General features: G+C 66.8%; 26 protein-coding genes. 14 read left to right on the top strand and 12 right to left on the bottom strand.

The genetic code is table 11. The annotated features are described in order from the left end of the window. The first annotated feature begins 53 nt into the window (after positions 1-53). Positions 54-1,193, top strand: a complete 1,140-nt coding sequence (locus DID98_RS34270; protein ID WP_124572161.1) for an AraC family transcriptional regulator — start codon at positions 54-56, stop codon at positions 1,191-1,193. 264 nt (positions 1,194-1,457) lie between these two features. On the opposite strand, the gene DID98_RS34265 is transcribed toward DID98_RS34270, so the two are convergent. The 8 genes from DID98_RS34265 to DID98_RS34230 all read right to left on the bottom strand — a co-directional run bounded on the left by DID98_RS34265 (position 1,458) and on the right by DID98_RS34230 (position 8,814). After that, a complete protein-coding gene (locus DID98_RS34265; RefSeq protein WP_124572160.1) occupies positions 1,458-2,726 on the bottom strand; it encodes an MFS transporter in 1,269 nt (422 codons plus the stop codon). A 136-nt stretch (positions 2,727-2,862) separates the two neighbouring features. Continuing rightward, positions 2,863-4,290: an MFS transporter gene (locus DID98_RS34260; protein ID WP_044848446.1), complete on the bottom strand. Its 1,428-nt coding sequence runs from the start codon at positions 4,288-4,290 to the stop codon at positions 2,863-2,865. A 207-nt stretch (positions 4,291-4,497) separates the two neighbouring features. Beyond that, a complete protein-coding gene (gene aroQ / locus DID98_RS34255) occupies positions 4,498-4,941 on the bottom strand; it encodes a type II 3-dehydroquinate dehydratase (RefSeq protein ID WP_044848489.1) in 444 nt (147 codons plus the stop codon). Positions 4,942-4,960: 19 nt separating this feature from the next. After that, positions 4,961-5,794 (bottom strand): shikimate dehydrogenase, encoded by an 834-nt coding sequence (aroE, locus tag DID98_RS34250; RefSeq protein WP_044848490.1) that lies wholly within the window; start codon positions 5,792-5,794, stop codon positions 4,961-4,963. Further along, positions 5,794-7,014 (bottom strand): CaiB/BaiF CoA-transferase family protein, encoded by a 1,221-nt coding sequence (locus DID98_RS34245; protein WP_124572159.1) that lies wholly within the window; start codon positions 7,012-7,014, stop codon positions 5,794-5,796. Before DID98_RS34245 ends, aroE begins: the two co-directional genes overlap by 1 nt. Beyond that, the gene (locus DID98_RS34240) at positions 7,014-7,472 is read right to left on the bottom strand and encodes a MaoC family dehydratase (RefSeq protein WP_044848448.1); all 459 of its coding nucleotides are present in this window, start codon (positions 7,470-7,472) and stop codon (positions 7,014-7,016) included. The genes DID98_RS34245 and DID98_RS34240 overlap by 1 nt, the downstream gene beginning before the upstream one ends. Before the next feature lie 2 nt (positions 7,473-7,474). Further along, positions 7,475-7,867, bottom strand: a complete 393-nt coding sequence (locus DID98_RS34235) for a VOC family protein (RefSeq protein WP_059805905.1) — start codon at positions 7,865-7,867, stop codon at positions 7,475-7,477. Then, positions 7,864-8,814 carry a ketopantoate reductase family protein gene (locus tag DID98_RS34230; protein ID WP_044848450.1) on the bottom strand — a complete coding sequence of 317 codons (951 nt, stop codon included), beginning with the start codon at positions 8,812-8,814 and terminating at the stop codon, positions 7,864-7,866. Before DID98_RS34230 ends, DID98_RS34235 begins: the two co-directional genes overlap by 4 nt. A 132-nt stretch (positions 8,815-8,946) precedes the next feature. On the opposite strand from DID98_RS34230, the gene DID98_RS34225 reads away from it, so the two are divergent. Then, positions 8,947-9,867 (top strand): LysR family transcriptional regulator, encoded by a 921-nt coding sequence (locus DID98_RS34225; RefSeq protein ID WP_044848491.1) that lies wholly within the window; start codon positions 8,947-8,949, stop codon positions 9,865-9,867. On the opposite strand, the gene DID98_RS36470 is transcribed toward DID98_RS34225, so the two are convergent. Further along, entirely contained in the window at positions 9,843-10,220 is a 378-nt protein-coding gene (locus DID98_RS36470) for a hypothetical protein (protein WP_260428136.1), read from the bottom strand. The genes DID98_RS34225 and DID98_RS36470 overlap by 25 nt on opposite strands. An 81-nt stretch (positions 10,221-10,301) precedes the next feature. Between DID98_RS36470 and DID98_RS34215 the strand changes: the two genes are divergently transcribed. The 11 genes from DID98_RS34215 to DID98_RS34165 all read left to right on the top strand — a co-directional run bounded on the left by DID98_RS34215 (position 10,302) and on the right by DID98_RS34165 (position 19,803). Then, entirely contained in the window at positions 10,302-10,775 is a 474-nt protein-coding gene (locus DID98_RS34215; RefSeq protein WP_260427378.1) for a hypothetical protein, read from the top strand. Between the two features lie 31 nt (positions 10,776-10,806). Then, positions 10,807-11,304, top strand: coding sequence for an Lrp/AsnC family transcriptional regulator (locus DID98_RS34210; protein WP_044848452.1), 498 nt, complete (start codon positions 10,807-10,809; stop codon positions 11,302-11,304). Between the two features lie 150 nt (positions 11,305-11,454). Then, entirely contained in the window at positions 11,455-12,534 is a 1,080-nt protein-coding gene (locus tag DID98_RS34205) for a homoserine dehydrogenase (RefSeq protein ID WP_124572156.1), read from the top strand. Continuing rightward, positions 12,531-13,961 (top strand): aldehyde dehydrogenase family protein, encoded by a 1,431-nt coding sequence (locus DID98_RS34200; protein ID WP_124572155.1) that lies wholly within the window; start codon positions 12,531-12,533, stop codon positions 13,959-13,961. The genes DID98_RS34205 and DID98_RS34200 overlap by 4 nt, the downstream gene beginning before the upstream one ends. A gap of 80 nt (positions 13,962-14,041) precedes the next feature. Further along, positions 14,042-14,839, top strand: a complete 798-nt coding sequence (locus DID98_RS34195; protein ID WP_044848454.1) for an ABC transporter ATP-binding protein — start codon at positions 14,042-14,044, stop codon at positions 14,837-14,839. 31 nt (positions 14,840-14,870) lie between these two features. Then, positions 14,871-15,647 carry a transporter substrate-binding domain-containing protein gene (locus DID98_RS34190; protein ID WP_124572154.1) on the top strand — a complete coding sequence of 259 codons (777 nt, stop codon included), beginning with the start codon at positions 14,871-14,873 and terminating at the stop codon, positions 15,645-15,647. Positions 15,648-15,722: 75 nt separating this feature from the next. Continuing rightward, a complete protein-coding gene (locus DID98_RS34185) occupies positions 15,723-16,400 on the top strand; it encodes an ABC transporter permease (protein ID WP_124572153.1) in 678 nt (225 codons plus the stop codon). Between the two features lie 13 nt (positions 16,401-16,413). Further along, entirely contained in the window at positions 16,414-17,109 is a 696-nt protein-coding gene (locus tag DID98_RS34180) for an ABC transporter permease (RefSeq protein ID WP_124489176.1), read from the top strand. A gap of 44 nt (positions 17,110-17,153) precedes the next feature. Next, positions 17,154-18,323 (top strand): PLP-dependent aspartate aminotransferase family protein, encoded by a 1,170-nt coding sequence (locus tag DID98_RS34175; protein WP_124523939.1) that lies wholly within the window; start codon positions 17,154-17,156, stop codon positions 18,321-18,323. Between the two features lie 104 nt (positions 18,324-18,427). Further along, positions 18,428-19,369 carry a homocysteine S-methyltransferase family protein gene (locus DID98_RS34170; protein ID WP_124572152.1) on the top strand — a complete coding sequence of 314 codons (942 nt, stop codon included), beginning with the start codon at positions 18,428-18,430 and terminating at the stop codon, positions 19,367-19,369. Continuing rightward, positions 19,366-19,803 carry an Lrp/AsnC family transcriptional regulator gene (locus tag DID98_RS34165; protein WP_044848460.1) on the top strand — a complete coding sequence of 146 codons (438 nt, stop codon included), beginning with the start codon at positions 19,366-19,368 and terminating at the stop codon, positions 19,801-19,803. The genes DID98_RS34170 and DID98_RS34165 overlap by 4 nt, the downstream gene beginning before the upstream one ends. Positions 19,804-19,932: 129 nt before the next feature. On the opposite strand, the gene pntB is transcribed toward DID98_RS34165, so the two are convergent. From pntB to DID98_RS34150, 3 genes are all read right to left on the bottom strand, one after another. Further along, positions 19,933-21,348, bottom strand: coding sequence for a Re/Si-specific NAD(P)(+) transhydrogenase subunit beta (gene pntB, locus DID98_RS34160; protein WP_124523942.1), 1,416 nt, complete (start codon positions 21,346-21,348; stop codon positions 19,933-19,935). Positions 21,349-21,361: 13 nt separating this feature from the next. Further along, positions 21,362-22,966 (bottom strand): Re/Si-specific NAD(P)(+) transhydrogenase subunit alpha, encoded by a 1,605-nt coding sequence (locus DID98_RS34155; RefSeq protein ID WP_124523943.1) that lies wholly within the window; start codon positions 22,964-22,966, stop codon positions 21,362-21,364. Positions 22,967-23,591: 625 nt separating this feature from the next. Continuing rightward, on the bottom strand, positions 23,592-24,182 hold the full coding sequence (locus DID98_RS34150; RefSeq protein WP_124489170.1) for a dimethylsulfonioproprionate lyase family protein: 591 nt from the start codon (positions 24,180-24,182) through the stop codon (positions 23,592-23,594). 471 nt (positions 24,183-24,653) lie between these two features. On the opposite strand from DID98_RS34150, the gene DID98_RS34145 reads away from it, so the two are divergent. After that, complete coding sequence (locus DID98_RS34145) at positions 24,654-26,444, top strand: acyl-CoA dehydrogenase (protein ID WP_124572151.1); 1,791 nt, start codon at positions 24,654-24,656, stop codon at positions 26,442-26,444. The last annotated feature ends 135 nt before the right edge of the window (positions 26,445-26,579 follow it).

The raw sequence follows: 26,579 nt of genomic DNA, 5'->3' as shown, positions 1-26,579 counted from the left end.
AAGCCGCGACAGCCCTTACCGCCCCCAGAGCCGCCAAAGCCGAAAAAGCCGACATAGCCCATAAAGCCCCAAAAGCCCCAAAAGCCCCAAAAGCCCGGCCCGGGCCGCTCAAGTACAATGCGAGCGGTTCGATCGACGGGGACGCGATGACCGGTTCAGACTCACCTTCCGCCCGGCCCGGGCAGGCGCTGCCGTCGCCGAGCGCGACGGTGCCGATTTCGCTCGTCAACGGCTTTCTGGCGAGCGCGGGCGCGCAGCGCGACGTGGTCGAGCGTTACCTGCGCGGGGCCGGCATCCCGCTCGAGTTGCTCGGCGAGCCGCACGCGCGCGTGACGGAAGAGCAGTTCTCGACGCTGTACCGCACGCTCGCGATCGACCTCGACGACGAGATGCCCGGCATCTTCTCGCGCCCGCTGCGCGGCGGCACGCTGAAGTACCTGTGCCTGAGCCTGCTCGATGCGCGCAACCTCGAAACGGCGCTGCACCGTTTCGGCCAGTTCTTCCATATCCTGCTCGACGACTTCTTCGTCGAATCGAAGCGCGACGGCCTCGTCGCGCAGGTGCTGCTGCGGCCGAACCCGGCCGTCGGCCCGATCGGCGCGCTCGGCCAGGAACTGATGCTCAAGCTCGTGCACGGCGTGTGTTCCTGGCTGATCGGGCAAAAGATCCCGCTGCTGCGGATCGAGTTCGCGTGCCCGCGGCCGCGCCATGCGGTCGAGCACCTGTACTTCTTCACCGGCTCCGTGCAGTTCGACTGCGAACGCACGCTGATGCGCTTCAGCGCCGACTACCTCGACGCGCCGATCCGGCAGAGCAAGCGCAACCTGCGCAAGTTCCTCGCGCGCGCGCCCGGCGACTGGATCTTCGAATCGTTCAGCGAACAGCTCGTGTGCCATCGCGTGCGGCAATACCTGTCGGCGGCGCTGCCCGACCTGCCGGTGATCGAGCAGGCGGCCGAGCATCTGCATTGTTCGGTGCGCACGCTGAGCCGCCATCTGGCCTCGGAAGGCACGACGTTCCAGGCGCTCAAGGACGAACTGCGGCGCGACATCGCGATCCAGCGGCTCACCGACACGCTCGACACGATCGCGGCGATCGGCGCCGATATCGGCTTCGACGATCCGAGCGCGTTCCATCGCGCGTTCCGCCACTGGACGGGGAGTACGCCGGGGACTTACCGGCGGCGCGCGTAGCGCGGGTTGTTCAAACCCGGTTTCGATCACGCTCCCATAACCGGCATCCTTCGCGCGCTCCCATGGACGGCTCCCCGTCGTCAGGCGTCAGCATGCGTGCGGTGTGTCGTTTTGCTTTTCGTATCGGCAATAGCGCATCGCGAAGATTCTCCACATCGCGTCGTTCGAGGTCACGAGCTGGCGGCGTCACATCGCGCGCGACGCATTCGACGGACAGGGCGAGCGAATCGGCCGCGCGCTTCGCACGCAAGCACGGCGGCCCGGTCAGCTGCTCGAACTCGCCGATACGCCGGATTGCCTGCCGACCGAAGCTGTGTGGATGATTGTCGGCAGCCACGCAAACGCGATCGTGACCAGCGTCACGCCGACGACGAGCATCGGCACCACCATCGGCCACGCGCCCAGTTGATAGCGCGGATCGGTGAAGACCGCTGCCGTCTGTCCCACGCTGAAAGCGAAGAACATCATGATGAAGCCGGACCACGATACCGCGCGGCCCGCCAGATGAGGCAGGCTGCTGACCGCCCCTGCCTGCCCGCAGGGCTGATGGATGCCGTGGCCGAGGCAATACACGCCATGCCCGAGGAGCAGCGGCCAGATGCTTCCGGGAAGCAGCGCACACCCCAATGCCTGAATCACCGCGCCGGTGAGGCTCAACGTTGCGCCTTGTCGCACCGTTCGCAGCATGCTCTGACGTCGCAGCAACAGGCGGCAGCCATACGTACTCAGCACATAGACGAACGTACCGCTCGCCGGTATCCAGCCATATCGCTGGGGCGACAGGCCGAGATGCCGTATGTAGATCGCGGGCGAGAGCAAGAGAAAGCAGAACATGCCGGTGTACGTCGAGGCGGCCAGCAGCGCCCATACCCTGAACGTGGCATTGCCGAATATCTCGCGCACGTCGCGGATCGAGCCGCCTATCGAGCCGCGGATCGAGCCGCGTATCGAGCCCCGGCCCGAAGCGACTCGGGTGAAGCTTTCCTCGAAGCCGTACCAGCACATGACGAGCAGCCCGAACGCATACAGGCTCATCCCCGCGAGCACCCATCGCCATCCGGCCTGCTGCGTGACATACGCACCGAGAATCGGCGCGAGGAACGCCATCATCCCCATTCCCATGAAACCGCGCGCCATCACGTACGGGCCGTCGGCCGCCGAATACCGGTCGCGCACGGTCGCGCGCGCGCATACCAGGATCGCGGCCATCGCAAAGCCCTGCATCGCGCGAGCGGCGACCAGCATCGCCGCGCTCGACGCGAGCGCAGCCGCGAGCGCTGCCAGCGTATAGAGCGCAAGGCCGCCCAGCAGCACGGGGCGGCGGCCGTACCGGTCGGCAAGACTGCCCATCGGCAATTGCCCAATACCGAATATCAATGCGAAAACCGTCAGGCTGACACTGGCGGACCCCAGCGTCGCGGCGATTTCAGGCAGCGCCGGCAGGTAACTGTCGGTCGCCACCGGCTGGGCCGCCAGCAGAAGCGGCAACATGAGCGCGAAGTTCAGGCGGGCAGGGCGCGTGGTGTCCGGCATGACGGTTTTCGGCACGGTATCAGGCATCGGGTGAAGACAGCGGCAAAGCAAGTGCGCTCTGCCGGCGAGGGTGCAGCAGCAAGCCGGAACTGCCCGGCGGACGGGGCGCCGGACACGACGCCCCGTCGAGCGCCGGCTAGCTGCCCAGCGATCCCGGCACGTGTTCGTGCACGACGCGATGGCGCGCCATCGCGGCGACGCGCAGCCGGTCGTATTCTGCCTTGTCGACCGGTCGAGCGTTCGCTTGCCCCAGGTCGTTCATATGGACACGATGGGTCTCGCGTGCGCTCGCGGCCGCGAGCGACGCAATCACGGTGATGCCGAACGCGATCCCGCCGACGATCAGCCACACGTGGTGTGCGCCGGGCGGCGCGACCGCCGTGAACAGCGCGGGCAGCATCGCCGTGGCCGCGGTGCCGAGGTTCTGCGCGATCGCCATCGCCGAGACGCGCGTGCGGGTCGGGAAGAGTTCCGGGTAAAAGCACGGAAATACCGCGTTGTAGCCCTGGTACACGACCCCCCACATGAGCATCGACATCGCGAATGCGAGCGGCACGTTGCGGATGCTGATCGCATACAGGTAGGCGAACGCGAGCAGGCCGGCCGCCAGCGCGCCGACGATGATCGGCGGCCGGCGTCCGACCTTGTCGGACAGGTTGCCGACGAACGGAATCACGATCATCGCAACGATATTGCCCATCACCGTGATCCAGAGATAGATGTCTTTCTGGAAGCCGATGCCATACGCCGGCTGGACCGCATAGGCTGCGCCGAAGATCGTGGCGACGACCGGAATCACGTTCATCATCGACATGCAGGCCACGCGCACCATGTCGGGAAAGTGATGCCGGAAAGCGTCGGCGACGGGCGAGCCGGCTTGCGCCTGGTTGCGTACCGCTTCATCGAAGGCCGGCGATTCGTCGACCTTACGGCGAATGATCAAACCCGCAACGATGACCAGCGCACTCAGCAGGAACGGAATGCGCCAGCCCCAGCTGTCGAATTGCGCGGACGGCATGTAGTAGGCGAGCGGCAGGAACACGGCGGCGGCCAGCACCTGGCCCGCCTGCACGCCCTGCAGCGTGAAGCTGACGAAGTATCCGCGTCGACCGAACGGCGCGTGTTCCAGAATCATCGAACTCGCGCCGGTGATCTCGCCGGCCACGGCGAAACCTTGCAGCAGGCGAAGCGTCACCAGCAAGGCCGGCGCGATCAGCCCGGCTTGCTGATAGGTCGGCAGCAGGCCGACGCCGACGGTCGAGATGCCCATCAGGAACATGCAGAACAGCAGGACGGTTTTGCGTCCGCGCGTGTCGCCGAGATGGCCGAGCACGAACGCGCCGATCGGGCGCGACACGTAGCCGACACCGTAAGTGGCCAGCGACGCGATGATGGCGGTCGTGGGGCTGCCGTGCGGAAAGAAGATCTGCGGGAAGATCAGCGCCGATGCCGTGGCGTAGATGAAGAAATCGTAGTATTCGAGCACCGAGCCGATCCAGCCGCTGATGGCGGCTTTTCTCGATTGGTGCCTGCCGCGAGGCTCGTCTCGCAAGGTCGTGGTCATCGTCGTCTCCAGATATTGATATGTGTGCCGGGCAACGCGGGTGATGCGGGGAGTCGTCACTGCCCGATGTGGCGACTCCGGTGTGTGACCTGACCGGGGCCCGTCGATCCGACGCACGGCGAACCAGCGCGGTGCGCCACGCCGTGTACCCGGGAACGGTTGCGCATGGGCGTCGGTCCCGCATCGGCGGCCGATGCGGGAATCGGCCTATGCGTCGCCGAGCGCCGAGACCGCGGCGCGCAGCGCCAGCAGATAGCTCTGGACTCCGAAACCGCAAATCTGCCCGCTGACGATTTCAGCCAGCACGGAGTGATGCCGGAACGGCTCGCGCGCATGAATGTTGGACATGTGCAGTTCGACGATCGGGCACGTGAGGATGGCGAGGGCATCGCGAATGCCGTAGCTGTAATGCGTCCATGCCCCGGCGTTGATCAGCACCGCATCCTGGCGTTCCTCGAAAGCGCGATGAATGCGCTCGCACATCGCGCCTTCGCTGTTCGTCTGGAACGATTCCACCTGTACACCCAATTCGCTCGCCAGCCCTTGAAGCCGCGCATCGATCTGCGCGAGCGTGATCGTCCCGTACTGTGCCGGGTCGCGCTTGCCGAACATGTTGTGATTGATGCCATGCAGCATCAGGATCTTCTTCATGCGAATCTCCATCGCCTGTTCAATCAAAGGGCACGGCCAGCCGATCGATCACCGAGCTGGTCTCGGGGCGTACGCCGCGCCACCATGCAAATGCTTCGGCTGCCTGCTCGACCAGCATGCCGACGCCGTCCGCAATGCCGTGTACGCCGGCGTTTTTCGCGAGCCGGAGAAACGGCGTCAGACGCTTGCCGTAGGCGAGTTCGTAGGCCGTGCCGGCCGGACTGAACACGCTCGGCGGAACCGGCGGCAGGTCGCCGGTCAGGCTCGCCGACGTCGCATTGACGACCAGGTCGAAACGCCCCATGCGTGCGAGGTCCGCGTAGCCGCCGGCAACGAGCGGACCGCGTCCGGCGACCTGCGCGACCAATGCGCGCGCCTTGTCGACGTCGCGATTCGCGATGACCAGTTCAGCCGGTCCGGCTTCGAGGAACGGCAACAGCGCGCCGCGTGCCGCGCCGCCCGCACCGAGCACCAGGACACGCTTGCCGGCCATCGGCAGCCTGAGGTTCGCCTCGATATCGCGAACCAGGCCGATGCCGTCGAAGTTGTCGGCCAGGATGCGGCCGCCGTCGAACTTGAGCGCGTTGGCCGCGCCCGCGAGCTGCGCCCGCTCGCTGCGTTCGTCCGACATCGCGAACGCGTCGAGCTTGAACGGCGCGGTGACGTTGATGCCCTTGCCGCCGCCGTCGAAAAACGCACGGACCGTGGCAGCGAAAGCGCCTGCCGGCTCGACGGGCCCCTCGATCGCCGTATAGCTGAGGTCCTGCCGCGTCTGCTGCGCGAAGAGGCCGTGGATCAATGGGGATTTCGTGTGCCCGATCGGATTGCCGATCACCGCGTACTGGTCGGTCATCATTGGCTCGCTTTTGAATAGAGGACGCCGTCGGCCTGCATCGCGTCGATTTCGGCCGGATCGAAGCCGAGGGTGCGCGCGACTTCCGCGTTGTGCTGCCCGAGATCGGGCGCGACGTCGCGTATCGTCGTATCGCAATCGGAAAACCGGAACGGCAGGTTGGGCAGGCGCAGCGTCCCGTAGCGCGGATGCTGTTGCTCGACGACCATGCCTCGCGCCTGGATCTGCGGATCGTTCAATACCTCGTCGATGCGCTGTACCTTCGCGCACGGAACGTCGATGCCGTCGAGCAGTTCCAGTACCGACGCGACGGAACGCGCGGCCACCCACGGCTCGACCACCGACAGAATCTCCGCGCGGTGCGCGTTGCGCCCGGTGCTGTCGTGAAACCGCGTGTCGGCGCCGAACTCCGCCGGGCCGCCGTGCGTCGCGATCAGCTCGGCGAAGCGTTTCCACGCGTCGTCGACCTGCGCGGCGATCACGAGATCGCCGTCCGCGGCGCGGAATACGCCGTAGAGGGTCGAGGTCGGCATGTCGTGCCCGGTCTGCTCGGGCAGCACGCCCTGCAGCGTGTAGCACTGCACCGCGTATTCGTGCATCGATACCAGCGTGTCGTACAGCGCCATGTCGATGTGTTGCCCGCGGCCGCTCTTCACGCGCCCCAGCAGCGCGGCGTTGATGGCCGCGACCGCATGAATGCCGGTATACATGTCGCCGAGCGAGATGCGCAGCAGCGGCGGCCGTTCGCCGGGCGTGCCGACCATCTGCATGATGCCGCTCTTGGCTTCCGCGATCAGCCCGAAGCCTGCGCGATGCGCATCGGGACCGGTGTGCCCGTACGCCGAAATCGAACAGTAGACGAGGCCCGGATTGCGCGCGGACAGTTCGGCATAGCCGAGCCCGAGCTTGTCCAGCGCGCCCGGCCGATAGTTCTCGATGAACACGTCGGCCGAGTCGCACAGCCGCTGCATGAACGCCTTGCCGCGCGCGTCCTTCATGTTGACGCTCACGCCGCGCTTGCCCATGTTGAGCTGCAGGAAGTAGCCGCTTTGCTGGTCGTCGAGCACGGTCGCGTGCTGGCGTCCCGCGTCGCCCGAGCCGGGGCGCTCGACCTTGATGACTTCGGCGCCGAGCGCCGCGAGACAGCGCCCGACGTACGGACCGGCAAGGAAGTGGCTGTAGTCGACGACGCGAATGCCTTCGAGTGGGCGAGCCTGCATCACAGTGCCTCCGGGCGGCGCGGCACCATCAGGCGATGCTCGCCGCGTTGAACGACCTGACCGTCCTGATTGATCAGCTCCGACGGCAGCACGACGATGCCCCAGTCCGGGCGACTCTTGCTCGCCCGCATCGAGCCGACGCGGAACGTCACGTGCAGCACGTCGCCGACCTTGATCGGCAGCAGGAAATCCCAGCTCCAGCCGAGCGACATGCCCGGCAGAAAGCGATAGTCGCTCTGCGTCTTCAGGCCGTCGGCGATGGACAGGCCGAACAGCCCGTGCGCGACGAGGCAGCCGAAATGGCTCGCGTTCGCGTATTCCTCGTCCACGTGGACGGGCGTATGGTCGCCGGTGAGGTCGGCGTACGCGAGAATGCGCTCCTTGGTCACGGTGTAGCTCGGGCTCGTGCACGTGTCGCCCTCGCGGGCGTCGTCCCAGTATTTTTCGACGATCGTCATGGTCATGCCTCCGCGCGCGGGTTGATCGCCAGCGCCTGCGCGACGCAGGAAGCCGGCCTGGCCTGGATCAGCTCGACGGCGAGCCCGTCGGGCAGGCGAAGCCAGTTGCGCCCTTGCGGCATCTCCGTCACGCCGAAGCGTTGCGCCGCGGCCAGCGCGGCCTCCAGGTCTTCGCACATCACGCCGAGATGCGCGAGCCGGCCTTCCGGACCATCGTGTTCCGGCGCGTGGATGAACTGCAGGCCGCCGAGCGTCCAGTACTGCCGCGGCGCGTCGAGCGTGCCGTCCACTTCGCGCAGGGTCATGCCGAGCACGTCCTCGAAGAAGCGGATGTGCCAGCGGATGTCCTTGACCCAGATCGCGACGTGTTCGAGATAGGCTTTCGGGGCATTCATGCGGCGGCCTCCTGCCGTTGGCGGTCGGCCATCGCGCGTTCCAGCCCCTTGATGCAGGCGACGAGCGTTGCATTGACGGGGGTCGGCACGCCGTAGCGTTGCCCCCAGCGCACGACCGAACCGTTGATGAAATCGATTTCGGTGATCGAGCCCTTCTCCAGGCTTTGCAGCATCGACGTCTTGAAGGACGCGGGCAGCCCCTCGGCGGCAAGCGTCCAGGCCTGTTCGGGGTCGGTCATCGACAGCTTGACGCCGGCCGCCTGCGCCGCCGCGATCGCCTCGGCCACGGCCGCGAGCGACGTCGCCTTCAGCAGCGGTTCGTCGTAAAGCTGCCCGTACGTGAGGCCGGTCAGGCCGGTCAGCGCACCCGTCGCGACGTTCACCAGCAGCTTGTCCCACATCGTGCCGACGATGTTGTCGCTGATCGTCGTGGCGAGGCCGGCGGCATCGAACGCGGCGGCGATCGCCTGCACGCGCGGCGTGATGCGGCCGTCGAGTTCGCCGATATAGGTGTATTTGCCGATCACGCCGGATTCGATGTGACCCGCGCCGCGCAGCACGCCACCGACGTAGGTCTTGCCCGCGAGGACGCGCTCGCGGCCGACGACGTCGATCAGGATGTCCTCGTGTCCGAGGCCGTTCTGCAGCGACAGCACGGTGGTATCCGGCCCCACCAGCGACTGGGCGCCGCGGATGGCCGCGTCGGTGTGGAACGACTTGACCAGCACCACCACCAGGTCGGCCACGCCGACTTCGGCAGCCTGGGTCGTCGCGTGGACGCGTACGTGGCGGGTGCCGGCCGCGTCGTCGACGCGCAGGCCGTCACGGCGCATCGCATCGACGTGTGCCGGCGAGCGGTCGATCAGCCAGGTCTCGTGGCCGCCTTGGGTGAGGGTGGCGCCGATCGCGCAGCCCAGTGCGCCGGCGCCCAGAATTGCTATTTTCAATGGCTTCTCCTTTGTCGACCAGAGTTGGCGCTTTGGCGCCTTACTCTGGTCCCATGCAAAGCTGACGTATGGCATCACGATAGGAGTCGCCGCTCATGCCGACAATGCAATGGATACAATGTCGTCATTGCCATGGACAATAACGCCACGATGCCTGCCGACCTGCCCGACCTGAAGCTGCTTCAGCTTTTCGATCTCCTGTACGACGTGCGCAGCGTCACGCGCGTCGCCGAGCAACTGGGCCAGAGCCAGCCGACGGTCAGCATCTGGCTCGGGCACTTGCGGGAACACCTGCACGATCCGCTCTTCATCCGGACGCCCGGCGGCATGGCGCCCACGCCGCAAGCCGACGCGCTGATCGGGCCATGCCGGGAAATTCTCGAATCCCTGCGGCGCTTCACCGCATGGGAGATCGCGTTCGATCCGGCGACGGCCCAGCGACGCTTTCGCATCTGCATGACCGACGCGAGCCACATCACGCTGCTTCCGAGGCTGCTGGCCCATGTCCGGGCGCAGGCGCCCGGCGTCCGGCTGGAAGCCGCGCGGATCGACGGCAATACGGAACGCGCGCTCGAATCCGGCGAAGCCGATCTCGCGATCGGCTATGTGCCGTGGCTGGGTGGCGGCATTTATCAGCAGAAGCTGTACGACCAGGACTGGGTATGCCTGGCCAACCGGCATCATCCGCGGATTCGCGGCCGCCTCGGGGCGAAGCAGTATCGTTCCGAAGGACATGTCGCCATCACCGCGGGAACCGGGGCGCAACTCCTCGAACAGGCGCTGCGGCAGGCGCGCATCGAGCGGGACGTCGTGCTGGAGTTGCCGGGTTTCCTGGGCTTGGGTGCGATCGTCCAGACGACCGACCTGATCACGACGCTACCGCGTCATATCGGCCAGACACTGGCCCAGGCGAGCGATCTGGCGGTTCATGCGTGTCCGATCCCGGTCGACGGGTTCGCGGTACGGCAGCATTGGCATGCGCGATATCACCATGAGGCCGGCAACCGCTGGCTGCGCGGCGTCGTGATTCAGCTGTTCGGTGCATCGCATTGACTTGCGGGTTCGGCGGTCGTGATGGCCGGCGGACCGGCTGGCGCTTGATTGGATGCGAAACGTCCGGCAAGGAGTGTTTTTCGACGTTTTACGTCGAGGTTCGGCGCGGTTGAGATTTTTTCAGTCGCATCGAGGCGATATGATTTCTCCAGCCCCAACACCGTCGGCCGATCCATGAAGCGCGCCAGCATCGCTGCGACGCGGCCCAGCAAGCACAAGAGAGTCGTATGCCGGACACGCCAATCGTCATCGTCGAATACGCCCGCAGGCGAGCCGCTCGAGTCCGGGCCGGCGACGTCCCCGCCGCCTTGCAGGGTGGTCCCAAATGGGTGTGCAGGATCGTGCCGGATCATGCACCGAGGTCCTGCGAAGGGCACCGATCCGCCGCAGGCACGGCTGAAACGCTCGGCCGACTGAAGCCCGCGAACGTCGCGTTGACGGACCCTGTCCCGAGCGCCGGCGGCTGGCTGGCGCGCTCGTCGACCGACGGAGCCGGCCGGTGTCGCGCCTATGCGCATCTCGGTGCGAACCGGATCCTCGAGATGGTCGGCATGCCGGGCGTCGGCCCATGGCTCGACGAGCACGACACCTGGTGGCCCGGCGCGTACGAGTTGCCGCTGCTCGAACAGTTGTCCGCGAAGGAGTCGCCTCTGCGCGACCTGCTGGGTGCGACTGCACCCGCCCATCTGCTGATGAGCCTGACCGAAGTCGACGGCACCGCGCTCGTGACCGAATCGGACGATGGCATCGAGCGTCCGTTCCGAATTCCCGCGGGTGTGGATACGATCCATTTCGCGCCCGTATGTATCTGCGGGCCGGCGGCGCAGTGGCGCGAAACGCTCGTCACCGCGTTCGACCGTGTCCGGCATCTGGTCGGGCTCAGATCGGCCCGCCCTTTCTATCTTTGACGCAAGCCCCCGTTCTCCGGCAGACCACGCGATGACCGACGCACTCGACTCCTTCGACCGCAAGATCCTGAATATCGTCCAGCGCGATTGCAGCGCGACCGCGGACGCCATTGCCGAACGGATCGGCCTGTCCACGTCGGCCGTGCAAAAACGGCTGAAGCGCATGCGCACCGAAAAGATCATTTCGGCGGAAATCGCGGTGGTCGATCGCGCGGCGGTCGGCAGGCCGATGACGTTCATCGCGGCAATCGAGATCGAACGCGAAAACTACGAGACGGTCGCCAGGTTCCGCGAGTGGTCGAAGGCGCACGACGAGATCCAGCAGATCTACTACGTGACCGGCTCCGCCGACCTGATCGCGATCATCACCGCACGCGACGTCGAGGCGTACGACCGGCTGTCCGCGCGGATCATGCAGAGCAATCCGATGATCCGCCGGATCAACACGAATGTCGTGCTGAGCGCGGTCAAGGTCGGGCTGTTCGTGCCGGTCGACAAGGACGGCGACGACGAACCGCCGGCCGCCTGACGGACTGGTTTCGCGCGGGACGGGCGATCCGTCCGTCCCGCATGACGAATCGCAACGGGTGACGGCTTGAATCGGGCGAAACGCATAATTTGAAAATCGATTCGCATAACTAACCTGTGTCGTGTGGTCAATGAACAGGAGATGATCGAGATGGAACTCAAACTGGCACTGGTCGGTTTCGGCGGAGTCAATCAGGGACTGGTCGAACTGCTCAAGAAGAAGCGCGCGATGCTGGGTGCGGCGGGACTCGACGTATCGGTGACGATGGTCGCCGACCTGCGGCTCGGGATCGCGACGAATCCTCGCGGTATCGCGCTGGACGTCCTCGACGAAACCGCCCGGCGGGGCGTCGATGCCGAAGCGCTGCGTCGCGATCCCGGCACGCTGGTGTCGCCGGACGTCGGCCTCGGTGCGGTGCTGAAGGCCATCGCGTCGGATCACGTGGATGTCGTCATCGAGGCGACCTTCACGGATCCGAACACCGGCGAGCCTGCGCTGTCGCATTGCCGTACCGCGCTCGAATGCGGCAAGCACGTGATCACGACCAACAAGGGGCCGATCGCGCTCGCGCAGCCGGCACTGGCGCGGATCGCCGCGCAATCGGGTGCGTGCGTGATGTACGAGGGCACGGTGATGAGCGGCACGCCGGTGCTGCGGCAGCTCGCGACCTCGCTGCGCGGCTGCGACATCCGCGGCTTCGCCGGCATCCTGAACGGCACGTCGAACTACGTGCTCGGCGAGGTCGAGGCCGGCGCGAGCTTCGATGCGGCGATCCGCGATGCGCAGCAGCGCGGCTATGCGGAGGCGAACCCGGCGGCCGACGTCAACGGTTCGGACGTACAGCTGAAGGTCGTCATTCTGGCGAACGCACTGTGGAATGCCGGCCTCGAGCGCGCCGACGTGACATGCCGCGGCATCGTGGAATTGACCGAGCAAGACGTGCGCGCGGCGGCGGCGGAGCGCATGTCCTGGCGGTTGATCGGATCCGCCACCCGCCATCCGGACGGCACCGTTACCGCGAGCGTCGAGCCGCGCAAGCTGCCGGCCGGCCATCCGCTGCTGGCCGCGAGCGGCGTGACGAACGCGATCACGTTCGACACCGACGTGCTCGGTGGCGTGACGATCAGCGGGCCGGGTGCCGGGCGCGAGGAAACGGCGTTCGCGATCCTCTCCGACCTGATCGAACTGGCGGACCGGATTGGCGCGGCCTCGCACGAGGTGGCCGCATGAGCGCACGCGATGCGGTGATGAGCGACTGCACGGGAGCCGGCGTGGCCGATGTGCGGTCGCCGTATGACGGCTCGATCGTCGGCCAGGTTCGTCTGTCGCGAGCCGATGCGGCGCCGCTCCTCGTCGAGCGCGCGCTCGACGGCGCGCGCGCGGCCGCAACCATGTCGCGCAGCCAGCGGGCCGACCTCCTGTTTCGCGCGGCCTCGAGCGTGGAGGCACAAGCGGAGACATTCGCACGCACGATCGCGCTGGAGGCGGGCAAGCCGCTGCGGCAGGCCCGCAAGGAAGTCGCGCGCTGCGTGAACACGCTGCGCCTGTCGGGTGAGGAAGCGAAACGACTCAACGGCGAGACGATCCCGTTCGACGGGTATCCCGGCTCGGAGGATCGCAGCGGTTACTACACGCTGGAGCCGCTGGGCGTGATTCTCGCGATCACGCCCTTCAACGACCCGCTGAACCTCGTCGCACACAAGCTGGGGCCGGCGCTCGCGACCGGCAATGCGGTCATCCTGAAGCCCTCGTTGCTCGCGCCGCTGTCCGCACAGGCGCTCGTCGAGGTCCTGTGGGAAGCCGGTGCGCCGCGTGCCGCGCTGCAGATCGTGCACGGCGGCGCGGATCTCGCGTCCGCGCTGGTGCGCGACCGGCGGATCCGGATGGTGACCTTTACCGGTGGCCCGCAGACCGGCGAGGCCATCACGCGCGATGCGGGACTCAAGAAGATCGCGATGGACCTGGGCGGCAATGCGCCGGTGATCGTCATGGCCGACTGCGACCTGAAGGATGCCGCCGAATCGTGCGTGTCGGGCGCGTTCTGGGCGGCGGGACAGAACTGCATCGGCACGCAGCGGATCTTCGTAGCCGAGGCCGCGTACGAGCCGTTCGTGCGGTATTTCGTCGAACTGACGGGCAGGATGGTCGTCGGCGATCCGCTGGACGATGCGACCGACATGGGGCCGATGATCGGCGAGGAACAGGCGATCCGCATCGAGCGCTGGGTCGACGAAGCAGTGTCGGGCGGTGCGACGGTGCTGACCGGCCATCGGCGACGCGGGGCGCTGTATGAACCGACGGTGCTCGCGGATGTGCCGCACGACGCGCGTGTCTGGACCGACGAGGTATTCGCGCCGGTCGTGACGATCGAGAAATTCACCGACCTGCAGCAGGCGCTCGACGCGGCCAACGCGTCGGAGAGCTGCCTGCACGCAGGCGTGTTCACCAACCGCCTGGAGGTGGCGCTCGGTGCGGCCGAGCGTCTGCAGGCGGGTGGCGTGATGATCAACGACTCGTCCGATTACCGCTTCGACGGCATGCCGTTCGGCGGATTCAAGCATGGGTCGCTGGGCCGCGAAGGCGTTCGGTTCGCGATGACGGACATGACGCAGCCGAAGGTGGTCTGCTTCAGGCGCAACCGGCGGCTGTCGGGCTGATGCGCAAGCGCCGGCGCCTGACTGGCCGGCGCGGCGCGAACCGCAGCGGTGTGAGCAACGTATCGAGGAAGGAGTCGAGGATGCCAGCAGCAATTCCTGCATGCAAACCGGCGGCGGACGCGCTGGTGGTCGAGGATATTCACAAGTCGTTCGGCGGTGTCGAGGTGCTCAAGGGCATCTCGTTGACCGCGAAGAATCACGAGGTCGTGTCGATCCTCGGCAGCAGCGGGTCGGGCAAGAGTACGTTCCTCAGGTGCATCAACCTGCTGGAAATGCCCGACCGCGGCCGGATCTGCGTGAACGGCGAAACGCTCGCGCTGAAACAGGCGGGCCGCGACGGCGCGCTCGTCGCGGCCGACGCGCGGCAGGTGATGCGCGTGCGCCGCAGGCTCGCAATGGTGTTCCAGCAGTTCAATCTGTGGGCGCACATGACCGTGCTGCAGAACGTGATGTTCGTGCCGGTGCGCGTGCTCGGCGTGCCGAAGCGCGACGCCCGCGACAAGGCGATCGCGATGCTCGAACGGGTCGGGCTCGCCGGCAAGTGCGAACACTATCCGAACCAGCTGTCGGGCGGCCAGCAGCAGCGCGTCGCGATTGCGCGTGCGCTCGCGACCGACCCCGACGTGATGCTGTTCGACGAGCCGACGTCGGCGCTCGATCCGGAACTCGTCGGCGAAGTGTTGAAAGTGATGCGCTCGCTGGCCGACGAGGGACGCACGATGCTCGTCGTCACGCACGAGATGGGGTTCGCGCGCGAAGTCGCGAACCGCGTCGTGTTCGTCCACCAGGGACGAATCGAGGAAGACGGCAGTCCTGACGAAGTGTTCGCGAGTCAGAAATCGCCGCGGTTCCAGAAGTTTCTGTCCAGCATCATTTGATGCGGATTCAATGCCAACCGGAGAGGAAACCATGAAAAAGCTGCTTCAGTCGCTGTGCGTGGGCGCGGCATTGCTCGGATCGGTCGCGCAGGCCGAGCAGGTCGTGCGGGTCGGTACGCTCGCCGATTACGCGCCGTTCGAATACAAGGATGCCTCCGGCAAGCTGCAGGGCATGGAGATCGACATCGGCAAGAAGATGTGCGACACGATGAAGGTCAAGTGCCAGTGGGTGACGATGGATTTCGACGCGCTGATTCCGGCACTCAAGGCGAAGCAGATCGACGCGGTGCTCGCGCAAATGTCGAAGACGCCGGAGCGCGAACAGTCGGTGGACTTCACGCGCATCGTCACGACGGCGCCCGTGCAGCTCGTCGCGAAGCAGGGCTCCGGCATCACGGACAACGCCGCCACGCTGCGCGGCAAGACGATCGGCGTTCAGACGGCCTCGACGCACGAATCCTATCTGCGCCGCCGCCTGCCGGCGAGCAAGTCGGGGATCGACGTGAAGGTCTATCAGACGCTCGACGAGGCCTGGCTCGATCTCGAGGCCGGGCGCGTCGATGCGGTATTCGCCGACAACACGGTCGCGTACGACTGGCTGACGAAGGCCGGCAGGAAGGCAGGCTTCGACTTCGTCGGCAAGCCGATCGCCGATGCGGAGATCTTCGGCGACGGTACGGCGATCGCGGTGCGCAAGGGCGACGCGCCGTTGAAGGCGCTGTTCGACAAGGGCATCGCGCAGGTGCAGGCGGACGGCACGTTCGCCGCGGCCAACAAGCGCTATTTCCCGTTCAGCATCGCGCCGTAATAACCGCGCAGCGGGACCGCGCGGGCGCCGGACGGCGGCCCGCGCGATTCCGGTCTTACACGGAGCGACATTACGATGGATATCCTGGTGAACTACGGCGCGCAGATCGCGGCTGGCGCGCTCGTCACGCTGGAGCTGGCGGTCGCCGCGCTGTGCGTCGGCATGCTGCTCGGCATCGCCGGTGCGTCGGCAAAACTGTCGAGCCTCGGGTGGCTCAGGCATGCGACCTATGCGCTGACCAATTTCCTGCGCGGCATTCCCGAGTTCCTGATCCTGTTGATCTGCTACTTCGGACTGTCGCATTTTCTCAACGCGCAATTCGATGGCGCCGTTGTCATCAGCCCGTTCTCCGCCGGCGTGATCGCGCTCGCCGTGGTGTTCGGCGCGTACTCGTCGGAGATGTTCCGCGGCGCGTTCAGCGCGGTGCCGGCCGGCCAGATCGAGGCCGCGCGCGCGTACGGGATGACACGCCTGCAGACGCTGTGGTACGTGCGGCTGCCGCAGGCGTGGCGCATCTGCCTGCCGAGCCTGAACAACATGTGGCAGAACCTGCTGAAGGACACCTCGCTGGTGTCGATCGTCGGGCTCGAGGACATGTTGCGCAAGGCCAACATCGCCGCGCAGTTCACCAAGCAGCCATTCGTCTTCTACGTGGCGGTCGGAGTCGTCTATTTCGGCTTTCTCGCCGCGTCAAACCCCGTGTTCGCGTGGCTCGAGCGCATTGCGGGCCGCGGTTACGCAGCACGCACCTGAGGAGGGCCATCTGATGAACGACTTTGTTTCCCTCATCGCGCAGTCCGGCCCGGACGTCGCGCGCGGCATCTGGATCACGCTCGAGCTGCTGGTGCTGTCATGCACCCTGGCGTTCGCGCTCGCGGTGCCGCTGGCGGTCGCGCGCACGTCGGCGTGCCGCTGGCTGTCGACACCGAGCCGGCTGTTCATGTCGGTGTTTCGCGGCACGCCGCTGCTGGTGCAGATTTTCGTGCTGTATTACGGGCTCGCGCAGTTCTCGATCGTGCGTGCATCGCCTCTGTGGCTGCTGGTCGGCGGATCGTTCTCGTGTGCGTTGTGCGCGCTGACGCTCAATCTCGCGGCCTACATGGCCGAAGACATCCGCGGCGGGATCGCAGGCGTTCCCGCCGGCGAGAAGGAGGCCGCACTGGCATTCGGGATGAGCCGCTTCATGCTCACCTGGTTCGTGATCGTGCCGCGCGCGATCGGCATCGTCGCGCCGACGCTCGGCAACGAGATCGTGCTGCAGCTGAAATCGACCGCGCTTGCCAGCACGATCACCGTGCTCGACCTCACCGGTGTCGCGCGACGCATCTCCATCGAAACCTATACGACCGACGCGCTGATGCTGGCCGGCATCGTCTACGTCGGTATCACGGCGGTGCTTTCGACCGTGCTCAAGCGCGTCGAAGGTCTGCTGAATCGCCATCTGGGCGGCGTGCGTGCCTGACGGGCGCCGCATGAACGCGACACAACGAACGATCCGAGGACGACATGGGATACAAGCTTGAAACGCTGGCGCTCGCTGCGGACCGCGACGTGACCGACGAGAAGTCGGTCGCGCCGGCGATCCACTATTCGGCGGTGTTCAAGGCAGCCGGCAGCGAGGAATTCGCGGAGATGTCGAGCGTGCCGCAGCATCCGCGCAACTACACGCGCTACGGCAATCCGGTTCACGAGCGCGTGAAGGCGGTCATGGCGGAGCTCGAGGGCACCGAGACCGCGCTCGTCACGGCATCCGGCATGGGCGCGATCGCGACCGCGATCCTCAGTGTCGTGAAGGCCGGCGATCACGTCGTCGGCCAGACGCGTCATTACATGAGCACCACGAAGCTGCTCGACGACATGCTGCGCCGGTTCGGCGTCGAGGTGACGTTCGTCGACCAGACCGACGTGGTCGCGTTCGATCGCGCGATCCGGCCGAACACACGGCTGATCGTGCTCGAGTCGCCGGTCAATCCGCTGCTGCTCGTGACCGACATCGCCGCGGTGACCGAGATCGCCAGAGCCCGCGGCATCCTCACGCTCGCGGACAACACGTTCGCGTCGCCGATCAACCAGCAGCCGCACCGGCTCGGTGTCGACATCGTCGTGCACAGCGCGACCAAGTATCTGGGCGGCCATCACGACCTGACGGGCGGCGTGATCTGCACGAGCCGCGTGCTCGCCGAGCAGATCTGGCATACGCACATCACGCTCGGGTCGGTGCTGTCGCCGATGGACGCGTGGCTGCTGCTGCGCGGGCTGCGCACGCTGCCGATGCGCGTCGAGCGGATCAATGCGAACGCTCAGGCGCTCGCCGAATTCCTCGAAGCGCACGCGAAGATCGAGCGCGTGTTCTATCCGGGCCTGCGCAGCCATCCGCAGCATGGGCTCGCGTGCCGGCAGATGCGCGGTTTCGGCGGCGTGGTCGCGTTCGGCGTGCGGGGAAGCTACGGCGAAGCGCAGCGCTTCGTCGAGGCGCTGCGCCTGCCGCTGAATGCAGGCAATCTCGGCGGCGTCGATTCGCTCGCGATCCATACGGCATCGATGTGGGCGGGCACGATGTCGGCGGAGCAAATGCGCGCTGCCGACATCCCGCTCAATTTCATCCGCTATTCGGTCGGCATCGAGCACATCGACGACCTGAAAAGCGATATCGCGCAAGCATTGGCGCAGATCTGACACGGACCCGCGCGCACGCTCGGTCGACGCCCCACGCGCGTCGCGCCGACCTTTGAATCGATGCGGGCACGAGCTGCGCGGATTGCAACGACGGAGCACGGACTATGCAAGACATCACGGTACTCGACGGCGGCATGGGGCGCGAACTGGCGCGGATGGGGGCGCCGTTCAGGCAGCCGGAGTGGTCGGCACTCGCGCTGATGGAAGCGCCGCATTACGTCAGCCTTGCGCACGACGCGTTCATCGCGGCGGGTGCCGACGTGATCACCGCGAACAGCTATGCGGTCGTGCCGTTCCATATCGGCGAAGCGCGGTTCCGTCGCGACGGTGTCGCGCTCGCGGCACTTGCCGGGCAACTCGCGCGGCAAGCGGCGGACCGCGCAGCGCGGCCCGTGCGCGTCGCGGGATCGCTTCCGCCGACCGGCGGTTCCTACCGTCCCGACCTGTTCGACGCGGCGCGCGCGGATGCGATCCTGGCGACGCTCGTCGACGGGCTCGATCCCTACGTCGACCTGTGGCTGGCCGAGACGCAGAGCCTGACCGACGAGATCGGCGCGGTCCGGCGTGCGCTAGGTGCGAATCCGAAGCCGCTCTGGGTCTCGTTCACGCTGCGTGACGACGTCGACGTCGACGTCGACGCAGGCGCCACGCCGGTACTGCGATCGGGACAGACGCTCGACGAAGCGATCGACGCCGCCGTGTCCGCGCGCGCGACCGCGCTGCTGTTCAACTGCAGCCAGCCGGAGGTGATGGGTGTGGCGATCGAGACGGTGCAGCGCACGCTCGCGAACACCGGAACGTCGCTCGCGATCGGCGCCTATGCGAACGCGTTTCCGCCTCAGCGCGCCGATGCGCGCGCGAACGAGGAACTCGACGGCCTGCGCGGCGACGTCGATCCGCCCGGCTATGCAAGATGGGCGGAGCAGTGGCTTGGCCTGGGTGCGCGGATCGTCGGCGGGTGTTGCGGAATCGGCCCCGGCCACATCGCGGCATTGCGCGACGCGGTCGATGCACGCGGCGCCGCGCACACCGGGTTCGGCCAATGAAGATCGACGGCCTGGACCAGAAGATCATCGACGCATTGTGTGCCGATGCGCGGATACCGCTCGCGGTATTGGCCGACCGGATCGGTCTGTCCAGGCAGGCGGTCCGCAACCGGATCGACCGGCTCGAAGCGCTGAACATCATTGCGGGCTATACGGTGCGGCTCGCATTGCCCGACGATGTCGTGCCGGTGCGTGCCGTGATGCTCGTGTATCGCCGGGACCGGATGCGCGGCGCGGACGTGCTCGCCGCACTCGAGCGGATCGCCGAGGTGCGCGATTGCGCGGTCCTCAGCGGCGAGGTCGATTTGCTGGTGCAGATCGAGGCCGCCACGCACGAGCGCATCAGCGACATCTGGGCAACGATCAGCGCGCTGGACGGCGTGCAAAACATGACGACCAGTTTCGTGCTCGACTCCGTCGTCCACAAGCGCTGACCAAACCGGCGCAACGGGAAAAGGGCAGGCGGGGGAGGCTGCGCGTCGTCCGGTTCGGCGTCCGCGACGGCGTATCGAAGCCACGCGGCGCTGGAGCGGCTTGCTGCCGCTCCGCGCGCGTGGCCGTACTCAGGCTTTCAGTGCACCGAAGATTTCATTGAGCATCGACTTCGCATCGCCGAACAACATGCGGTTGTTGTCCTTGTAGAACAGCGGATTGTCGACGCCCGCATAGCCGGACGCCATGCTGCGCTTCATCACGATCGACGTCTTCGCCTTCCACACTTCCAGCACCGGCATGCCGGCGATCGGGCTCGACGGGTCGTCCTGCGCGGCCGGGTTCACGATGTCGTTCGCGCCGATCACCATCGACACGTCGGCTTCGGGGAAGTCGCCGTTGATCTCGTCCATCTCCAGCACGATGTCGTACGGCACCTTCGCTTCGGCCAGCAGCACGTTCATGTGCCCCGGCATGCGGCCCGCGACCGGGTGGATCGCGAAACGCACGTCGACGCCCTTCTCGCGCAGCAGCTTCGTCAGCTCGAACACCGTGTGCTGGGCTTGCGCCACGGCCATCCCGTAGCCGGGCACGATGATCACGCGCTTCGCTTCGCGCAGCAGTTCGGCCGTCTCCGCCGCGCTCACCGCGACCGCTTCGCCGGCCGGCAGCGCGGCGCCGCCGCCGGCTGCCGCCGGTGCGCCCGCGCCGCTGCCGAAGCCGCCCGCGATCACGCTGATGAAGTTGCGGTTCATCGCGCGGCACATGATGTACGACAGGATCGCACCCGACGAGCCCACCAGCGCGCCGATCACGATCAGCAGGTCGTTGCCGAGCATGAAGCCGGTGGCGGCTGCCGCCCACCCCGAGTAGCTGTTGAGCATCGACACCACGACCGGCATGTCCGCGCCGCCGATCGCCATCACCATGTGCACGCCGAACAGCAGCGAGATCACGGTCATCACGACGAGCGGCAGCATGCCGTCCTGGATGCTTTCCGCATGCAGGAACGCGCGGCCGTAGTAGATCACGATCAGCAGCGCGGCCAGGTTCAGCCAGTGCCGTGCCGGCAGCAGCAGCGGCTTGCCGCCGATCTTGCCCGACAGCTTGCCGAACGCGATGATCGAGCCCGCGAAGGTGACGGCACCGATCAGGATGCCGACATAAATTTCCACTTCGTGGATCGCCTTCTCGGCGCCGGTGAACTGCAGCGACGTGTCGATGTAGCTCGCGAAGCCGACGAGGCAGGCCGCGAGACCGACCAGGCTGTGCATCAGCGCGACCAGTTCCGGCATCTGCGTCATCTGCACCTTCTTCGCCGCGTACAGGCCGACCGCGCCGCCGACGACGAGCGCGGCGATCACGTACGGAATGCCCGCGGCCGACACGCGCGGCCCGGCCACGGTGGCCAGCACGGCGATCAGCATGCCGATCATGCCGAGCAGGTTGCCGCGGCGCGCGGTTTCGGGGTTCGCGAGGCCGCCGAGGCTCAGGATGAACAGGATCGCGGCGCCGATATAGGAGACGGTAGTCAGGTTGGAAGTCATTATTGTCGTCCCCTTATTTGCGGAACATCGCCAGCATGCGGCGCGTGACCGCGAAGCCGCCGAACATGTTGACGGCCGTGAGCGTGAGCGCGCCGACCGCGAGACCGAGGATCAGCCCGGACGGGCGATCGCCGGCGTTGGCCAGCTCACCGAGGGGCGGTGCGACCTGCACGAGCGCGCCGATCGCGATGATCGACGAGATCGCGTTGGTCACGCTCATCAGCGGCGTGTGCAGCGACGGCGTGACGTTCCAGATCACCATGTAGCCGACGAAGCACGCGAGCACGAACACCGTGAAGTGCGACAGGAAGCTCGCCGGCGCGAACTGGCCGACCAGCAGGAACGCCAGCGCGCCGATCGCGAACACGATCGCGAGCGCCTTGGCCGACATCGGCTCGCCGCTGTGGCCGTGGCCCTTGGACTTCGCCGGCGCGGCGGCTGCCGCGGGTGCGGCAGCCGGTGGCTTGGGCGCGACGGCCGCCTGCTTGATCGGCGGCGGCGGCCACGTGACGTTGCCTTCCTTGATGACGGTGAGGCCGCGGATCGCGTCGTCGTCGAAGTCGACGTTGATCGTGCCGTCCTTGGCCTTGCACAGCTCCTCGATCACGCGCAGCAGGTTGGTCGCATAGAGCGTCGACGACTGCCGCGACAGGCGCGACGCGAGATCGGTATAGCCGACGATGGTCACGCCGTGGCGCACCACGGCTTCGCCGGGCACCGTGAGTTCGCAGTTGCCGCCCTGTTCGGCGGCCATGTCGACGATCACGCTGCCGGGCTTCATCGACTGCACCATCTCGGCGGTGATGAGCTTCGGCGCCGGCTTGCCGGGGATCAGCGCGGTCGTGATGATGATGTCGGCGTCCTTGGCCTGCTGCGCATACATCGCGCGCTGTGCCTGCTGGAAGCCCTCGCTCATCACCTTCGCGTAGCCGCCGCCGCCCGAGCCTTCCTCTTCGTAGTCGACCTTGACGAACTCGCCGCCCAGCGACTTGACCTGATCGGCCACCTCGGCGCGCGTGTCGTTCGCGCGCACGATCGCACCGAGGCTCGCGGCCGTGCCGATCGCGGCCAGACCGGCCACCCCGGCGCCGGCGATGAACACCTTCGCCGGCGGGATCTTGCCGGCCGCCGTGACCTGGCCGTTCAGGAAGCGGCCGAACGCATGCGCGGCCTCGATCACCGCGCGATAGCCGCTGATGCCGGCCATCGACGTGAGCGCGTCCATCTTCTGCGCGCGCGACAGCGTGCGCGGCAGCGAGTCGATCGCCAGCACGGTGGCGCGCTTCGCGGCCAGCTGCTGCATCAGCTCGGGGTTCTGCGCGGGCCACACGAAGCCGATCAGCGTGCCGCCTTCGCGCATCAGCGCGACTTCGTCGGCGCTCGGCGGGCGCACCTTGAGCACGATGTCGCTGCCGGACCAGAGCTCGGCCGCCGTGGCGGCGATGCTCGCGCCGGCCGCGCGGTACGTGTCGTCGTCAAAGTTCGCGCCGGCACCGGCGCCGCTTTGGACGGCCACCGAAAACCCCAGCTTGATCAGTTTCTCGACCACCTCGGGAACGGTCGCAACGCGCCGTTCGCCGGTGGCTGTCTCCAGAGGAACCCCAATCTGTAATGTCATAGTGTGAAAGATGGGTGATGGCCATCGCGAAGCGCTCGGGCCGGTGCGTCAAGGTAACAGAATCATGTGCGTATTTAGTGGCTCGCGCGAGGGTTCGCATTAAAAATGGAACGACCGTTCGCTGGGCGCGAATAGAGTATGCCCGATAACAAAGGCGCCATCGAGGACACAAAATCGTCGAACGCGTCTTCTGCCGTGCTGTTGCGTTTTATCCACGCGCGGGCGATATCGCGTCGACCGAATGGAGGTTGACGATGCGGTCGGACCGCTGCTTCTGCCGTGCGGCGCGGCTGCGTGAGCCGGCCGCCGCGCTGTGGGCTGCACGGGCTTCCCATGACCGGCGTCCTTCGCCGGTTCCCATGGCCGGCTTCCGGTCGATGATCTCGCCGCCCGTTGCCCGGTCGGCTCGCCTTCCTTCGGATGATTTCGTCGGCGTACACGGAAGCTGGAGATTCGGGCAGGCGTCGAATCGTTTCGCTTACACGCATGCCGGCATGATCGGACCGATCGCGAAACGCCTGGGTACCGTTCAACAGCGGTTTGAAGCAATCCGGACCGACCGGTAGGTCAATGACCGGGCGCTCACCGCAGGCGGACGCGTCAGCGCATCGCGACGATCGTCGGATCAATTCAGCAGGCACCATATCGCGAGGAACGGCGTATCGCCGGCGCGCATCGCATGCAGCGCGCCGGGCGGGTTGTGGATGCCGCCACCGATACCGGGATCGAACCATTCGCCGTTCTGCTGCCGGAATTCACCGGCGGTCAACAGCACGTACGCTTCCTCCGGCGCGTGACCATGATCCGGATATCTGACGCCGGGCATCATCAGCGAGAAGCCGAGCTGAATGTCGTCGCGGCTCTCCGCGCCGCCGGGCCCGCAGATCATCGCGTTTGCGTGCCCGTCGATGTAGTTGGGGCTGCCGTCCTTGCCCGACGTGCGACGCGACCATCCGACCACGGGTTCGAGCGACCCGATCAGCCGTGCAACCGTGGCGAACGTCGGGCTGACGTGCGCGACCGACTCGAGCGCCGGGGCGAGCCATGCGCAGGCGGGGTAGCGCTCCGCGAGCCGCGTTCCGTTGTCCGACGGCGTTTGCAGCCGCGCGAATACTTTCGGCGCGAATGCGCGCGCGGCGGGGGGAAGCCGGTCCGACTGGAACAGTTCGCCGGCGATCCGGACGAAATCCGCGATGTGCTTCGGGCGTTCACTCATCATGCTGGTCTGTGCTCCGGTGCTCGCTGGCTTGATGAGACGAAAGTCTATGCAGAAACGTGCCGGCCCGGGCAGCGAAAAAGGGCGGCCGATTTGGCGCCGGCCGCCATGTGCTCGGCGCGGTTGCCGTCGCACGCGCTCAGGCCGGCGTCCTTCGGCGATGTCCATGATCGTCTCCCGGTTTTCGGCTTCGGCGGTCGTTCGAGCCGCCGCCCGGCCCGTCCGGCCGGCACGCCGATTGCGCATCGTTTATGCTGGAAACGGCACCCGAACCGCCCCGCCCGGACGCCCGTTTCCGCCATCGCCCCGCGCATCGCGTGGCCGGTTTTGTCACCATGTGGGCCGGATATGACAATGGAAAACCGCCGGCGCGGCATTACGATGGGCCACGACGTCGCCTGGCGCTGGCCGGTTTTGCCGCAGCCGCCCGGGCCGCGCGCCTCATTCACCGCCTGATTTGGAACATCGACCATGAGCTATAACGCCCCTGTCAAGGACATGCTGTTCGTGCTGAAGGAACTCGCGGGCATCGACACCGTTGCGCAGTTGCCGGGTTTCGAGGACGCCGGCTACGACACGGCGCAGGCCGTGCTCGACGAATCCGCGAAATTCTGCGACGAGGTGCTGGCGCCGCTGAACGTCGAGGGCGACCGCAACCCGAGCAGCTGGAAGGATGGCGTCGTGACCGCGACGCCGGGTTTCGGCGCCGCATTCCGCCAGTTCGTCGAAGGCGGCTGGCAAGGTCTGCAGCATCCGGCCGAATACGACGGCCAGGGGCTGCCGAAGCTGATCGCGACGCCGTGCATCGAGATGCTGAACGCGGCGAACCTGTCGTTCGCGCTGTGCCCGCTGCTCACCGACGGCGCGATCGAGGCGCTGCTGACGGCCGGCACCGACGAACAGAAGCAGCGCTACGTGCCGAAGCTGATCTCGGGTGAATGGACCGGCACGATGAACCTGACCGAGCCGCAGGCCGGTTCGGACCTGGCGCTGGTGCGCTCGCGCGCCGAGCCGCAGGGCGACGGCACGTACAAGGTGTTCGGCACGAAGATCTTCATCACGTGGGGCGAGCACGACATGGCGGACAACATCGTCCACCTGGTGCTCGCGCGCACGCCGAACGCGCCGGAAGGCGTGAAGGGCATTTCGCTGTTCATCGTGCCGAAGTTCCTGGTCAACGAAGACGGCTCGCTCGGCGCGCGCAACGACGTGCACTGCGTGTCGATCGAGCACAAGCTCGGGATCAAGGCGAGCCCGACCGCAGTGCTGCAGTACGGCGACAACGGTGGCGCGATCGGCTACCTCGTCGGCGAAGAGAATCGCGGCCTCGAATACATGTTCATCATGATGAACGCGGCGCGCTTCGGCGTCGGGATGCAGGGGATCGGCGTGGCCGACCGTGCCTACCGGAAGGCGGCCGAATTCGCGAAGGAGCGCGTGCAGAGCCGCCCGGTCGACGGGTCGGCCAAGCAGTCGGTGACGATCATCCATCACCCGGACGTGCGCCGCATGCTCGGCACGATGCGCGCGCTGACCGAGGGCGCGCGGGCGCTCGCGTACGTCGCGGCCGCGCACAGCGACATTGCCCACCGCCATTCGGACGAGGCGACGCGCACGCGTCATCAGGCAATCTACGAATATCTGGTGCCGGTCGTGAAGGGCTGGAGCACGGAGATGGTGAACGACGTGGCGAGCCTCGGCGTGCAGGTGCACGGCGGGATGGGCTTCATCGAGGAAACCGGCGCCGCGCAGTACTACCGCGACGCGCGGATCCTGGCGATCTACGAAGGCACGACCGCGATCCAGGCGAACGACCTGGTCGGCCGCAAGACGATGCGCGACGGCGGCGCGGTGGCGAAGGCGCTGATCGTGGAGATCGGCGACGCCGTCGCGGCGCTCGGCAAGGTCGACGGCGCGGCGGCCGCGTCGATGAAGGCGCAGCTGGAGAAGGGTGCGCGCGCGCTGTCGACGGTGGTGGACTACGTGGTCGCGAACGTGAAGCAGGACCCGAACGCGGTGTTCGCGGGCAGCGTGCCGTACCTGAAGCTGGCGGGCGTCGTGCTGTGCGGATGGCAGATGGCGCGCGCGCTGCTGGCGGCGCACGCGAACCGTGCGAGCGACACGGCGTTCTTCGATGCGAAGATCGCGATCGCACAATGCTATGCGGAACACGTCCTCGTGCAGGCAGGCGGGCTCGAAGCGTCGATCGTCGGCGCGAAGGGCAACGAGAGCGTGCTCGCGTTGACGGAAGACCAGTTCTGACCGTAACGGTCGGGGCGCAGGAGGAGACAGGATTTTGACCACACAGGACTTGCTCGCGCAATACGGCCCGCGCGAATCGATGGAATACGACGTCGTGATCGTCGGCGGCGGCCCGGCCGGGCTGTCGGCCGCGAT

It is taken from the genome of Burkholderia sp. Bp8984 (assembly GCF_003853755.1).
In the GTDB taxonomy this organism is placed as follows: Bacteria; Pseudomonadota; Gammaproteobacteria; order Burkholderiales; family Burkholderiaceae; genus Burkholderia.
Note: the sequence above shows the minus strand (reverse complement) of the source record. Positions and strands in the feature narration are given on the sequence as shown.